Origin of the sequence: Massilimicrobiota sp. An142, from assembly GCF_002160725.1 — a bacterium.
Taxonomy (GTDB): domain Bacteria; phylum Bacillota_I; class Bacilli_A; order Erysipelotrichales; family Coprobacillaceae; genus Allocoprobacillus; species Allocoprobacillus merdigallinarum.
The window spans coordinates 12,692-27,332 of sequence record NZ_NFLD01000011.1 but is presented as its reverse complement, the minus strand read 5'-3'; the positions used below and the strand labels follow the sequence as shown (position 1 = coordinate 27,332).

Below are 14,641 nucleotides of genomic sequence, written 5' to 3'. Positions count from 1 at the left end.
ACATTTTCCTCCTTTAGTCAATAGATGCAACTGCTTCATCAATTTCTTTATAATAATCATCAAATAAAGCTAAATTATTGTTAGGAACATCATATTTCATTTTGACAACTCTATCAAAAATACCTGTTTCCAAAATCAAACGAATTGGTTTTCCAGCACTGACAACTTCTTTACCACGTTTATATAAGTATAAGATGACTTCCATCATCTTTAATTGTTTTTCTAATGGTACATAAGTATCATCTGGATGGAATGCATTTTGTTGTAAGTAACCAACACGTACTAATTTAGCAACTTCAATCACTAATTTCTGATCATCTGGTAAAACATCAGAACCCATTAATTTGACAATTTCCATTAATTTTGTTTCTTCAGCTAAAATACTTGATAATTCCTGACGATCTCTTAAGAATTTTGGATCAACATTTTTATTGAACCATCTTTCAAGATCAGGAATATATTCACTATAACTTTGATTCCAGTTAATCGCAAAATAGTGACGTGCATAAGCTAAAGCTTTATCCAATGCCCAGAAAGTACGTACGAAACGTTTTGTATTTTGAGTGACTGGTTCAGAGAAGTCAGAACCTTGTGGTGATACGGCACCAATGATTGTGACTGAACCTTTTGTTCCATTTAAGTTATTCATATATCCAGCACGTTCATAGAATTGTGATAAACGTGATGGCAAGTATGCTGGGAATCCTTCTTCAGCAGGCATTTCTTCCAAACGTCCAGAAATTTCACGTAACGCTTCTGCCCAACGAGAAGTTGAATCTGCCATGATGGCAACATGATATCCCATATCACGATAATATTCAGCAAGTGTCACCCCTGTATAAATAGAAGCTTCACGAGCCGCAACTGGCATGTTAGAAGTATTAGCAATCAATACTGTTCTGTCTGTTAAAGGTTTGTTAGATTTAGGGTCAATCAATTCTCTAAATTCTTCAAGAACCTGAGTCATTTCGTTACCACGTTCTCCACAACCTACATAAACGATAATATCGGCATCACACCATTTTGCTAATTGGTGCTGAGTCATTGTTTTTCCAGTACCGAATCCTCCTGGAATAGCAGCTGTTCCACCTTTAGCAATTGGGAACAATGTATCAATAACACGTTGTCCTGTCACTAATGGCATTGAAATTGGTAAACGTTTTGTAACCGGTCTTGCCTGTTTGATTGGCCATTTTTGTGTTAATGTACACTCCTCAATTGCACCATCTGCCGTTTCAATTTTCATGACAACATCATCAATTTTGTATTGTCCAGATGGAGCCACTTCAATAACTTTTCCTTTTGTATATGGTGATATCATACATTTATGAGTGATTAAGTCAGTTTCAGGAATTGTAGCATAAATATCTCCACCTTTGACTTCATCACCGACTTTTGCAACCATTGTGACATCCCATAATTTATTTTTATCCAATGGATCAACATGGCTACCAGTTGGAATGAAAGCACCAGATTCTTTTGCAATTTCTTCTAGTGGTCTTTCAATCCCATCAAAAATATTTCTTAAGATACCAGGACCTAAAGTAACAGAAATAGGTTGTCCAGTTCCATACACAGGTTCTCCTGGTTTTAATCCTGTTGTTGTTTCATAAACCTGAATTGTTGTTAATTCTTTTTTGATAGAGATAACTTCTCCAATCAATCTCGCATTACCAACATAAACCATTTCTAACATAGAAAAGGCATTTGTATCTTTGACTGTAACAACGGGACCATTGATTGAATAAATTACATTTTCATTCACACTCATACCTCCCGTTTCTATCTAATAATTAATCCAGAATTTTTATTAAACCAATCTTTTTGATTATTTAAAGCAAAATCTAAAGTTTCATCAACAACTAAAGAAGATGCTTTATTTTCAAGAATAAATCCACCAATTTGAATATCATCACTTGCTTGAACTTCAATATCAGTTCCAAAAGCTTTCACAAACGCATCTTTGTTTTTGAAATCATCATGAGATACATACATGATAGACTTAGAATCTTTAAAATTTTCAGCAACACGTTGAATTTTTGCTTCTACAAAAGGTAAATATTCATCACTTTTGACAAAAGCTTTTAATTCATCACGTGCCTGATCAAAGATGTTTTTCACATATTCATCTCTTTTTTCAATTAATTTTTTTGTTCTTTCAATATGACTTTCAGAAATTTCTGCAGAAGCATTAGAACTCATTTCTTCTTCTTCCTGTTTCAATTTTAAATCAGCATCTCTTTTCGCTTCTGCTTTCATAGATTCATAAGCTTCATCCTCAAGAGCTTTCACTTCATTTAAAATTGCCTGTTCTTCGCTTTTTGCCTGTCTTTCAATTTCATCTTTCATATAGAGAAATACTTGATCAATATTTTGCATAATCTATCTCTCCTATAATTTCACTCCAATAGCTTCAGATACATAACCGTCGATTGTTTCACCAATCTTAGAATTTCCATGACGGTCAGGTATTTCTGTAATGAGTGGTTTTTGTTGTTTTAATTTAATCTCTGATATAATATCTGGACACATATCAACTAATTTTGTAGTCACTAAGATAATGGCAATGGATGAATCTCTCATCTTTGACTGTAAAACTTCAAGAAAATCTTTTCTTGTATGCACAACCACACCTTCAATACCTACAAGTCTTAGTCCCATTAATGTATCAATATTATCGCTGATTAAGAAAAATTTCATATAATCAGACCTTTCTTACAAATATTAAGCTAAGTTATTGATGATTAAGATTGAAATTAATAACCCGTAGATGGCAACCCCTTCACCTAAAGCAACGAAAATCAATGCTTTACCGAAGTTATTGTCATTTTCAGAGAAAGCTCCGATTGCAGCTGGAGCAGCAGCAGCAACGGCAATACCTGCACCTAATGCAGAGCATCCAGTAGCTAATGCAGCAGCTAAGAATCCCATACCTTGAGCAACTGTACCAACAATAGAAGCACCTTCAGCGGCAAATGTTGAACCCATTGATAAACATAAAGTTAAAGCAACAGCTCCAAAGAATCCTCCAATATGAGTCATTAAACGCCATTTTGCACTTTCTTTGCTTACTTTAGAAGTAAACATTTTCACTAATGGTAAAGATAATAAAACAACAGCAATAGCAGGTAAAATAAACATAACTAAATTCATAATTTTTTTTCCTCCAAATATTTCTTTTTTATTTTTCTTTAATTGATTGAAAAGGTTTTCCCTTTCCTTCATAGTAACGAGAGAACATTTCATAGAACTCTAGACGTAATACCTGAATACCAACAATCATACCTTCTAGACACATAACGAAGATATTACCAATAATAGCGACTAAAATATATCCAAAATTAATAATTTCTGGACCACCAGCAACCATCTGGGCAAGTGTATAGACAACCATCATCATCCCAGCATGTGATAAAACGAATCCACCAACACGTAAGAATGACATTGTATTGGCAATGAATGTCAGCATAACTTCAAATAATTCAAAGAAGGCTTCTGTAAAGAATGCTCCAAAGCCATGTGGGAACATCTTTTCTCCTTCAAGTTTATGACATAATGGTTCTTTTAGGAAAATCATCACCACTGGCATTGCGATTAATAATGCAATATAGACTGGTCCACCAAGTGGTAAATTCATTCCTACAAGCATATTGGCAACTAATAATAAGACTGAAACATAAAACACTAGTCCAGCTACACCATTTTGAGAGAATAACATTTCTCCCCAGTTTTTCTTCTTAAGATTTAAGAAGATATTAAATGCGATAGAAATAATAATCAATACAACCCCTGTCGCAATGGCCGACATTAACAATGTCATCGTATTTTCAGATTCCATTGGCAAGAACATTGGTTCCATAAAATGTTCAAATAATTCTTCACTACCAAAAACAGAACCAAAGACAAATCCAAAGATTGTACTTGAAATACCTAAACGCACTCCTACAGCTCCTAGCTGCATACCTTTCCATTTATAGAAGAAGTATCCAACCAGCGATAAAACAATCCCTTGTCCAACATCACCGAACATCATACCAAATAAGAAAGTATATGTAATGGCAACTAAGTTTGTTGGATCAAAGTCGGTATATGATGGAACACCATACATTTCAACAAACATTCTAAATGGTCTTGAAAACCAGTTATTTTTAAGTTTTGTTGGTGGTGTCAAACGTGAATCACTCATTGGTGAACTGATTTCTACTTTGACATCATCTAACTTTTCAAATTCTTCTTTGATATTCTTTGCATCTTTTTCTTCCGCAAAACCATAAACGGCAGCATTTTTACCAAAGACAACAACATATTTTTGAGCATCATATGTTTCATTTAATTTCTTAGAAATAGAATAAATATGATTCATTTCTTCCATATTTTCACTAAACAATTTTTCAATTCTTGAATCAAGAACCTGAATATATTGTTTAGCTGTGTCATCTTCTTCTTTTAAAACTTCTAATGCTTCGCTAGGTTTACCATGAACGAATTCTGGAATATGAATACGTTCAAAATATAATGAAGAGAAAATGTTATCAATTTCAGGAGCATTATCAGCTGTTGAAATATAACTACAATAAGTTTCTTTTGTTCCTTTATGAAGAACTTTAAATAAGAATTTCTGTTCTCCATAATATTTTAATTTATCTAAATTCATTGTTGGTAAACGTCCAAAACGAATCTGTAAATATTTACAAGAGAATAATCTATCAAAATCAATGTTTGCATCAATCATATGCTCTAATTGAGAGATTGTTGCTTCATTCTCTTGAATCATTGCGAGTAAATCTTCTTTGACTTTTTCAATCTGTGCAGCTTTTTCTAATACATTACAGAAAAATGTATCAGCTTGAATAATATTCATACGAACATTATCAACATCAGCACATTTTAGTTGAAGATGATATTTATCCCTTGCTTCTTCCATTCTTGCGATCAAATCAGCATATGGATTTTCACGATTTAAAACTGATAACCCTTGTACTGAATCAGCAAATTTTGAAGCTGGCTCGGGATGAAAATTATCAAGATTAATGAGCTTTAATAACACGGCATCATACTGCTGTGCTGGAAATTCAATTTCCAAAAGCTTTAATTTTGCTATTGCCATATATTTCTCCCTTCCTTATTCTGCTTTTTTCTTTAAAATTGACTTTGCCAAAACAAACACAAGGCAAGCAACAATCACAATAGCAAATGGCATGATTGGTAAATTAATATGTGCTTCATACACACAACCAAAATACACAAGAAGTGCATAAACAATAATCAAACCACAAATTCCCTTCATGGAAAGGACTTTCTCCATTGTTGAATCTTGTAGATACATTTTCTTAAATGCACCAATTGTAAAAGTTCCAACAATCAAAAGAATAATTCCATCAACAAGTTTATAAACTGTTGACAATGGTAATGCTATGGCTGGATAAAGACTGATTGTATAGAAAACATCTCCATAAATAAGTCCTCCAAGCAATGCTGCTACACCAAGTGAAAGAAATAAATTTCCCATTTTTTTCTTTCTCATAAGAAGTCCAAGCAACGCAAGTATAGCTCCAACTCCTAAGTCCCCCAAAAAGATAATAAAGACTGCATAATAAAGTACTGCAATAGCGATTGTTGTATCAATCTTATCTGATTGCTTCACTTTACTTAGCATTTCAAATGGTCTGACAATTTTCGCATTGTGTACAACTGTTGGAGCCACAACTAGCTGATGATCTAAAATATCAGCTGGTAGTTCCTGATACTCCATACCGTTGATATGTTTTAACATATCTTTGAATTCCTCAATCATACGTTTTGGAATAAATCCATAAATTGCACACTTACTTTGGAAATCCACAACAAAGATTTTAAATGACTCTATTCTTTGTAAGAATAATCCTGTTGAATAAAGTTTCAACAAATCAACTTTGTGTGTTTCTCTTAAAATTGTCATCTTTTGATCCATGCGTAAGATATATTCAGTCATCGCATGAACTTCTTCTTCTAATTCCTTTTTTGCATCATTGACTTTCCCATGTACAAATGAAGGAATCACTATTTCTTCAAATCCTAACGCTTTAAATATATTGTCTACTTCTAACAATAAGCTATTTGTAACAATATAACAACAATATACATACTGACGATCTTCACCTAATTTATTAAAAATAAATGGTCGACCTTCATAATATTTAATTTTATCAAGATTTTGTCTATGAAAACGTCCAAATCTGGCTTTTACATATTGACAATTCAATAAATGATCAAGATCTACATCACTCAATGTTAATCTTGTCAAGATTTCTAATGTTTTTTCATTTTCATCTTTTTCCGTAATCAATTGATCTTGAACATCTTTGATATTTTTGATTTGAGCTTCTAAATCACTTAAATATTGATCTATCTGATCAAGATTTAATGTTTTATCAGGAGCCAAATCTTTATTCAAATCCAACTTCATATCAGATGCAACCTGAATCAAACGATCCAATAATTTTGTATAGGCATTATCTTCCTGTAATGCATGTACTCCTTTAACATTATTGACAATCTTTGAAGCAGGTTGAGGATAAAAGTACTTGGAATCTTTGAGTGTAAATAAGACCTGATCCAAATCATGACGATCAAAAGTCATATTTAACAATATCATTTGTTCTATAGCCATATCTTGTCCCCCTAATAGATGAGCATCGCTTCAATCTGACTCGGTGCCTCTCCATATCTTAAACCTTCAATAATATGTTTAAGATTATCAATTTCTACTTGATATACAATTTTATATGTCATATAAACCAATGCACTGTCTGTTGAAAATCTCATGAAACGTCTGGCTAAATTATATCTGATCTTTTCAGTATAATATTCAATATATACAAATTCATGATCATCTACATATAATTTATAAGGTGACTCAGCTAGTTTTCTTAAAAACTCACTGGCATCCTTTGTTTCAATCAGTTCAGACATAACACTTTTTGGAATACGGCTATATTCCATAAATAATGTTTCTCTAATTTGATCTGGCGATGCATTGAAATATTTCTTTAGACGATATATCTTTGTAATATTCTGTAATTCTATAGATGTATTGATCATTGTTAATAAATCTTTACGTTTTTTTCCTCTATACAGCTTATTAACGACATCAACATACTGCGCATAATAAATATGCTTTAATTCTAACTCTAACATATTAGAATCAAATCTTTCATCATCTTTAGGCTTATATTTGAGTAATGCATCATAATACTTTGTTCCTTTTAATAAAAATAACAAACTATCATAATCATTAATAGCCAATAAACCATATAGATCAAAGCTTGCATATTTATTCAAATATTCTGGAATTTCAATTTCATAACCTGTGTAATAATCAGATACAATCAATCTTGCTTTTGTTAAAATCAATTGAATCTCTAATTCCATAACACCTAAGCGATAAAATTCTAATTCCTTTTTTGAAGCAAATCTCATCAAACGATCAAGTCTTAAAAAGATTTCTTTATTTAATAAAGCTTCTAACTGACCACGATGAATATTCACTTCTTTTAAATCAGCTAATATACCACTATAAGCTGTTTCACTTTTTAAATAAGCAACTAAATCATTAATGCTTCTTCTTTTTAAAAGCTCTTCATAATTTTGTTCAGTTAATCTATGTGAATACATAGAACGAGCTTTGGCAAGAATAGCATTTGATGAAAAAGAACTCATACGCTCACCTCTTCTCTATATTTCTTTACAACGATTAACAATGGTAGAAACCCACTCATCTTTATTCTTTTCGTAAAGACTAGAGAGCTGATTTAGTGATTCTTTGTACTCTTGTTCATTTTTGACTCTTGTTTCTTGAATCTTTGCTTCTAATTCTTTTTTATGAGCATCAATTTTCACTTGATATTCTTTGACAAAAGAATCATAGATTTCTTTTTTCTTAGCATTCATATTGGCTTGAACATCTTGTTTTTTCTTCTTAGCTTCTTCAACCCTTTTTGAACACTCTAAATCTACTGAAACAATATCATCAATAATTTTGTCCAAAATAATCCCTCCTCACTTTAATCATTTATTCTCACATAGTTTACTCCTATTTTTTTAACATTTCAAGCAAAACAGTACTTTGTAAAAAAGAATAAAAAACAGTTATGTCTTATCAATTTTTCTTATTATGATAAAAAAGTTATTCAAGTATATTTTTCACTCATTTCATCAACATTTTTTAACTTTCCTATCATATATGATATTTTCATTAAGCCTTAGAATAATGAACATGTTGTCGTTTCCATTGTTAATTTTCTTTCACAATCACCTGTGTTTCTATGCCTTGTATTCCATAAGGCTCACGGGTATCTCTTTTGATACATTGTGTCTGATATTCAAAAACAACAATAGCCATAGCATCTTTGATATGATGAACGTTTACTTGCTTTGTTACTCATTCAATAGATAAATATGATTTTTGAATTCTATCAATCAAAAAATTCTGATAGATACTTCCATTCCTTCATAAACATTTGCAATAGAAATTAAACAATATTTCAATTCACTTTTCATCATAAAAAAACTGTAACATGTCCCAAAGTCCTGTTACAGTTTTTATTGTGTTTATTTTGTTTGAGGTGTTCTAAACATAATATAAATAGGTACAGCTAATAAAACACTACCACCTATAATATTTCCAAGTGTTGATATGAGCATATGTAGTGGAAGCATTGACCAGTCAATTGTTGAACCTAGCTGTGTGATTCCCATTGTAAAAATACCACCATTTGCAATACAGTGTTCAAATCCTGGTAAAACAAATGTCATAACCAAAATCATAATCACAATTAATCTTGCTGTTTCATCTTTAATCTTAACTCCTGAATATGCTGCAACACAAACAACGAAGTTACACAAAATTCCTTTGATTAATAAATCAATGACATCAAAATTTAACTTGGATTCCATAATTCCCTTTAAATAAGGTTGCATAATCGCTTCTTGAGCACCACTTTTAATAAATAAGAAACAAATCAAAGATATACCAATCATATTTCCTATATAACAGACAACCCACATTGGCATAATCTCTCTTAATTTCATGTCACCTCTTAGTACAGGCATGATTGTTACAAAACAATTTCCAGTAAATAATTCAGCCCCTAGATAAACAATAGCTACTAAACCAATTCCAAAAGATGCAGCCACAGCAATCTTTCCAACAACACTATGGTCACTTAACATAGCTCCTAATGTATAAGATAAAATAGCAGCCAATCCCAAATATGCCCCTGCCATAAATGCTCTTACAAAGAAACGTTTTGGATCTGTTTTCATTAAATTGATTTTAATATTTGCTAATTTACAAAGTGTTTCAATATCACCAATCATAGTCCCTCTCCTTTAAACCAAAAACATTATATAAGATACGACAAAAAAAGGCAAAACTTTTTCCATGTTTTTCTAAAAAGTTCTTTCTTTGGCTTCAATGTAAATATTTTTTTAAGTTTATGTTAAAACTTTACATAAACTTAACATAATATATATGTAATATTAACGATAGTTTACAAGAAATTTGTTAAAGTACCTGACTTTAGTATCCGGTATTAAAATCTAGTGATAGTTTTATAAAATATTTAGGTCCCTATTTTTAGGGACCTGTTTTTAATTCTATATTTTATAATTTAATATTTGTTTAATTTGTCTCTCTGTTAGGTAGTAGTTAGTTAATGGAAGTTTAGACAGCTTCGCAAATTCTTTTATAAATCTGCTACTTGTTGTTATATTAATGTATTTACTTTCACCTTTTACTAGTCTAAATTCACGTGTGAACTTCATGATTTCATATGTACTAAACTCTTTATTGAATACTTTGAATTGTAGTAATCTTTCTAGAAGAACTGATAAATAACAGATTAAGAAATGGCCTTTTATAGTACTTTCTTTTTGGAGAAATACAGGCCTTGCATCGAGATCGCTTTTCATGATCTTAAATGATTCTTCTATTCTCCATAAATTATGATAGGTCTCATATATTTCGCGTTCACTCATTTTTGTTTCAGAAGTCACTAGAAGATTATAACCTGCAAGTTTTCTTTCTTTGTCAATGGCTTCTTGATTTATTTTGGCTTTAGCTTTTCCTCCTTTTTCATTGATAAAATCAACATATTTTCCTAGATCGCCAAATTCAGAACGTTTTGCTTGGCTATAACAGAGTTCTCTTGCTTTCTCAGCTTGTTTTTCTATTTCATACTTTTTCTTTGCAGCAAGCTTAGGGTTATAAGTAAGTACTCTTTTTTCTTTAAACATCAAAATTTTCTTTTTCCCTGTGTTTTCATCAATAGTGATGTTGTAAGGAAATTGATCAACACATGATTTGTATTTGTAAATGAGATGTCCCTCTTTATCTCTCACTTCTTCCCAATCATCACTATCCATAGTCACCCAAGTTTGTTCAGTTTCAGGAAGTATCTTTACGGATTTAGAAAAGAGATAACCATCACCATTTTCTTTGGCGAAAGCGATATTATCAGCACAATTAAGACCTTTATCAGCTACATGTACTGTTCTGCCATTTATTTGATATGTATTTCTTAAATCATTTACAACATCTCTCATGATAGGCTTTTCACTTTGATTCCCAGGAAACATTTTCATGCCTATAGGAATCTGGTTGGCATCAAGTAGAAGTCCCATACCGACTATTGGATCTTTACGGCTTTCTTTAGATGGTCCTTTTCTTCTGAAATCATCTTGTTTATCAATTTCAAAATAGAAGTTTGTACAATCAAAATAAGTTTTATCAGTTTCTTTTTTATAGACCATATCTAATTGTTCATTAAATATTTCAATAAACTTTCCATAATCATTACCGATATATCCTAAACCGCTTAAAAGTTGGTCATAGGAATAATGAACTGATTGATGAAGTTTAGGAAGAACTTCGTGAAAAGTCTTGCGTTTACTGCAAGGATTTACTAAGCGAGCGAAGATGAGTGTAGAAAGAAGTTCATAAAGATCAAAAGTGAAGCTATTAGAATTATTTAAATAATCGACATACTTCTTTATGTCCATACATTTTAAAAGAGAGGCATAAGGGAAGTAACCAAGATAAACTTCAGGAGACTCATCAGATATTTGAAGTTCTTTTTTAATTTTATGAGCAGCATTTAATTCATCAACTTCTTTTTGAAAATGAGCAACAGGATCATCAATACCTTTTTTCTTCCAAGTTTCAACAGAGGCAAGAGACTTGTATGTACGATGAGCAGACCCGTGCTTTTCAGGAGAATAAAAACTCTCAACGATTGATAAATAAGTACGTCCTTTTAAATGAGATTGTTTAAGAAAATAAGCCATAAAGCACCTCCAATAATCTATCACCACTATCACTATTATTATAACATAAACTATAAAAAAATAAAAGAATTTAACATAAAAAAACATCGATAAAATCGACGTTTATTCGCTACTTAAAATTTTGATTTTAAATTTAGTCCAAAAAATCTAGTGATAGTCTCTAAAGACGGGTATCACCAATCATAGTCCCTCTCCTTTAAACCAAAAACATTATATAAGATACGACAAAAAAAGGCAAAACTTTTTCCATGTTTTTCTAAAAAGTTCTTTCTTTGGCTTCAATGTAAATATTTTTTTAAGTTTGTGTTAAAACTTTACATAAACTTAACATAATATATATGTAATATTAACGATAGTTTACAAGAAATTTGTTAAAGTATGAGTGATTAAAAATAAAGGATGGAATCAATAATGAAAAAGTTTGGAATATTAGTTATAGTCTTTATGGTTTGTTTAGCATTTCTTGGATTTTCAGCCAATGCTGATATAGAAACACAAAAAATCAGTTTAAATGGTTCAACATCTATGGAGAAAATGATCAATGCTATTAAAGAAGGCATTGAAGAAAATTATCCAGAATTATCACTAGAACCACAGTTCACTGGTTCAAGTGCTGGGATTGAAGCTGTTCTCAATGGAACTGCTGATATTGGTAATTCTTCTCGTTATCTCAAAGATGCTGAAAAAGAAAAAGGTTTAACAGAAAATATTGTAGCTATTGATGCGATTGTGATTGTGACAGATACACAAAATAAAGTCGATAACTTAACAACTCAACAGTTAATAGATATTTATAAAGGAAAAATTCGTAATTGGAAAGAAGTTGGAGGAGAAGATCTTCCTATTGTTGTGATTGGGCGTGAGTCTGGTTCTGGAACACGTAGTGCTTTTGAAGAAATATTGAATATTGAAGAACAATGTCAATATGCCAATGAAGTCAATGAAACTGGTCCCATCATTGCGAAAGTCCAATCTATTCCTGGGGCTATTGGTTATGTATCATTAGATGTTATTGATGAAACAGTAAAACCTCTATCTATTGATGGTGTTCAAGCCAGTGAAGAAACAATTCAAAATGGACAATATTCTTTACAAAGACCATTTGTGATGGCAACTAGAGGAGCTATCAACCAACAAAATGAAAATATTCAACATCTTTTCCAATTCATTCAAAGTGAAGACGGACAAAAAATCATACGTGCTGTTGGTCTTGTTCCTGTCGTTGAATAAAGAATCAATAAGAGAGTCTTATTTTCAATATTGAAGATAAAACTCTCTTTTTTTATTTTGTCATTAATAAAAGAGGTAGTTATGATATTGACACTTTTATTTATCTTTTATATACTAAATATAGTTCATACACTGGTTCGAGAGCCAAACCCAGTATAAAAAACTAAGGAAAAGAGATGGCTCACCATCTCTTTTCTGGCTTCTAACTGTTTTTTAGAAGAAAGGAAAATGAAATATGAAAAAGAAAACAAAAATGCAAATGGTTATTGTCATGGGGATTGTTTTCAATGTTATGGGAGCATTCATTGCTATGACACTCTCTATTCCATTTTATATGGATTCTATTGGAACCATATTGGTGGCCGGACTTTTAGGTCCTAAATATGCCATGTTAACGGGTGTATTAGGAAGTATAACGAGTGGAATCACTTTTGATATGTATTCCTTCTATTATGCTCCTGTGCAACTGTTCACAGGCTTCTTTGCTGGATTACTCTATCATGGCAAATGGCTCAAGGGATGGCGTACACCTATTGGTTCATTATTAGTTGGTATTCCAACATCATTATTGAGTGCCTGCATTACAGCTGGTTTATTTAACGGAATCACTTCTGGTGCCAGCAGCACTTTTGTCGTTGTCTTTCATCACTTAGGATTACCATTAGTATTCAGTATCTTGCTTGTTCAAGTTTTTACTGATTACTTGGATAAATTCTTTGCCGTATGTCTGACAAAGGCGATTATTGAAAGAGGACATCTTTATGAGAAATGGGGGATAGCATGGAAAGATACAGCCGCATTGAAAACAAGCACAAAAGAGAAATCGTTCTTTTAAAAGCCAGACCATGTGCCTGGTCAAAATGCACATTTTGTGATTATATTGAAGATAATTCTACATGTACAGAAGAAATGATCAAAATCAATCAGGACGTTTTAAGTCATGTCACTGGTGAATATGGTGTTTTAGAAATCATTGACTCTGCCAGTATTTTTGAATTACCTCAAGCAACACTATCACTGATTAAACAAATTATTCATGATAAAAATATTCACACACTCTTTGTAGAAAGTCACTGGATTTATCATCAACGTATTCAGGAAATCAGAGATTTCTTTGGTATTGATATGATTGTAAAAATTGGTGTTGAATCTTTTGATGATGATTTTAGAAATCGTGTTCTCAATAAAAATGCGACTTTTTCAAGCATTGAGGAATTAAAAAAATATTTTGATTCACCTTGCCTGATGGTTGGTATTCAAGGACAAACAAAAGAAATGATTCAAAAAGATATGGATATTTTAACTCATCATTTCGATTATGGAACAATCAGTATTTATCGTAATAATTCGACACCTATCAAAAGAGATGAATCTTTAATTCAATGGTTTATGCAAAACTATGCCTATTTACAAGATGATCCACGCTATGACTTTTTATGTGATCCTACTGATTTTGGTGTAGGAGACTAATACAATTGAAATATACAAAAAAATGTACGACACACACATCGTACATTTTTTTATACCCATCACAATATTTATCTATATCCGTTTCCAAAAAATACCCATTCACCTTGAGAATTTTGAACACATTCATATCTATATCCTGACACAGATGCATTTTTCCCAAATTCAGGTGGTGCCTGAAAAAAGCCTGTATGAAAATCTAAATAAACAACTATAGCATCCTGATACCCATCATGAATCAGATTCTTTTCAAATGTCTGACTTTCCATTCCATCATAATAGACATCTGTTACTGTTATACCATCTCGATCCATATTGGCAAGTGCCTTATCCATAACCAATTTAATATTTTCCCTTTTATGGATTGTATTATGACGAATTTCTCTATTAACTTCAACTGGCTGATTATCAAATATAACGATAAATGCTATCACAACAACTATCATGAATATAATGCCTTTTGTTTTCTTTTTCATATTGATGAGCTCCTTACTTATCTTTAAAAATATAATAGACTTTTATTATATATATTATATAAAAAAGATATGAAAAACCTGTGAATATACAATTCTAATATCTTTGTTTTAAAAGGGATGCACATGCATCCCTATTCCATTGA

Annotated in this window: 14 protein-coding genes and 1 riboswitch; of the genes, 3 read left to right on the top strand and 11 right to left on the bottom strand. The window is 31.5% G+C overall.

All coding sequences use genetic code 11. From position 1 onward, the window contains the following. Positions 1-13: 13 nt before the first annotated feature. From B5E87_RS06505 to B5E87_RS06460, 10 genes are all read right to left on the bottom strand, one after another. Complete coding sequence (locus tag B5E87_RS06505; RefSeq protein WP_087244120.1) at positions 14-1,765, bottom strand: V-type ATP synthase subunit A; 1,752 nt, start codon at positions 1,763-1,765, stop codon at positions 14-16. 17 nt (positions 1,766-1,782) lie between these two features. Continuing rightward, positions 1,783-2,379, bottom strand: coding sequence for a V-type ATP synthase subunit E (locus B5E87_RS06500; protein WP_087244119.1), 597 nt, complete (start codon positions 2,377-2,379; stop codon positions 1,783-1,785). A gap of 12 nt (positions 2,380-2,391) precedes the next feature. Next, on the bottom strand, positions 2,392-2,700 hold the full coding sequence (locus B5E87_RS06495) for a V-type ATP synthase subunit F (protein ID WP_087244118.1): 309 nt from the start codon (positions 2,698-2,700) through the stop codon (positions 2,392-2,394). A gap of 24 nt (positions 2,701-2,724) precedes the next feature. After that, positions 2,725-3,153, bottom strand: a complete 429-nt coding sequence (locus tag B5E87_RS06490; protein WP_087244156.1) for an ATP synthase subunit C — start codon at positions 3,151-3,153, stop codon at positions 2,725-2,727. Positions 3,154-3,181: 28 nt separating this feature from the next. Beyond that, positions 3,182-5,107, bottom strand: coding sequence for a V-type ATP synthase subunit I (locus tag B5E87_RS06485; protein ID WP_087244117.1), 1,926 nt, complete (start codon positions 5,105-5,107; stop codon positions 3,182-3,184). A 15-nt stretch (positions 5,108-5,122) separates the two neighbouring features. Continuing rightward, on the bottom strand, positions 5,123-6,649 hold the full coding sequence (locus B5E87_RS06480) for a V-type ATP synthase subunit I (RefSeq protein WP_087244116.1): 1,527 nt from the start codon (positions 6,647-6,649) through the stop codon (positions 5,123-5,125). A gap of 11 nt (positions 6,650-6,660) precedes the next feature. Beyond that, positions 6,661-7,698 carry a V0D/AC39 family V-type ATPase subunit gene (locus B5E87_RS06475; RefSeq protein WP_087244115.1) on the bottom strand — a complete coding sequence of 346 codons (1,038 nt, stop codon included), beginning with the start codon at positions 7,696-7,698 and terminating at the stop codon, positions 6,661-6,663. Positions 7,699-7,713: 15 nt separating this feature from the next. Then, on the bottom strand, positions 7,714-8,025 hold the full coding sequence (locus tag B5E87_RS06470) for a hypothetical protein (RefSeq protein WP_087244114.1): 312 nt from the start codon (positions 8,023-8,025) through the stop codon (positions 7,714-7,716). A gap of 564 nt (positions 8,026-8,589) precedes the next feature. Further along, complete coding sequence (locus tag B5E87_RS06465) at positions 8,590-9,357, bottom strand: formate/nitrite transporter family protein (RefSeq protein ID WP_087244113.1); 768 nt, start codon at positions 9,355-9,357, stop codon at positions 8,590-8,592. A 279-nt stretch (positions 9,358-9,636) separates the two neighbouring features. Next, the gene (locus B5E87_RS06460; RefSeq protein WP_143746883.1) at positions 9,637-11,325 is read right to left on the bottom strand and encodes an IS1634 family transposase; all 1,689 of its coding nucleotides are present in this window, start codon (positions 11,323-11,325) and stop codon (positions 9,637-9,639) included. Between the two features lie 411 nt (positions 11,326-11,736). Between B5E87_RS06460 and B5E87_RS06455 the strand changes: the two genes are divergently transcribed. The 3 genes from B5E87_RS06455 to B5E87_RS06445 all read left to right on the top strand — a co-directional run bounded on the left by B5E87_RS06455 (position 11,737) and on the right by B5E87_RS06445 (position 14,025). After that, the gene (locus tag B5E87_RS06455; RefSeq protein WP_087244112.1) at positions 11,737-12,555 is read left to right on the top strand and encodes a phosphate ABC transporter substrate-binding protein; all 819 of its coding nucleotides are present in this window, start codon (positions 11,737-11,739) and stop codon (positions 12,553-12,555) included. A gap of 126 nt (positions 12,556-12,681) precedes the next feature. Continuing rightward, positions 12,682-12,728: riboswitch (PreQ1 riboswitch) on the top strand. Positions 12,729-12,790: 62 nt separating this feature from the next. Beyond that, a complete protein-coding gene (locus tag B5E87_RS06450; protein ID WP_087244111.1) occupies positions 12,791-13,390 on the top strand; it encodes an ECF transporter S component family protein in 600 nt (199 codons plus the stop codon). Then, the gene (locus B5E87_RS06445) at positions 13,336-14,025 is read left to right on the top strand and encodes a radical SAM protein (protein WP_087244110.1); all 690 of its coding nucleotides are present in this window, start codon (positions 13,336-13,338) and stop codon (positions 14,023-14,025) included. The genes B5E87_RS06450 and B5E87_RS06445 overlap by 55 nt, the downstream gene beginning before the upstream one ends. A 68-nt stretch (positions 14,026-14,093) precedes the next feature. Here B5E87_RS06445 and B5E87_RS06440 read toward each other — a convergent pair whose 3' ends face one another. Continuing rightward, positions 14,094-14,498, bottom strand: coding sequence for a hypothetical protein (locus B5E87_RS06440; protein ID WP_087244109.1), 405 nt, complete (start codon positions 14,496-14,498; stop codon positions 14,094-14,096). Between the last annotated feature and the right edge of the window lie 143 nt (positions 14,499-14,641).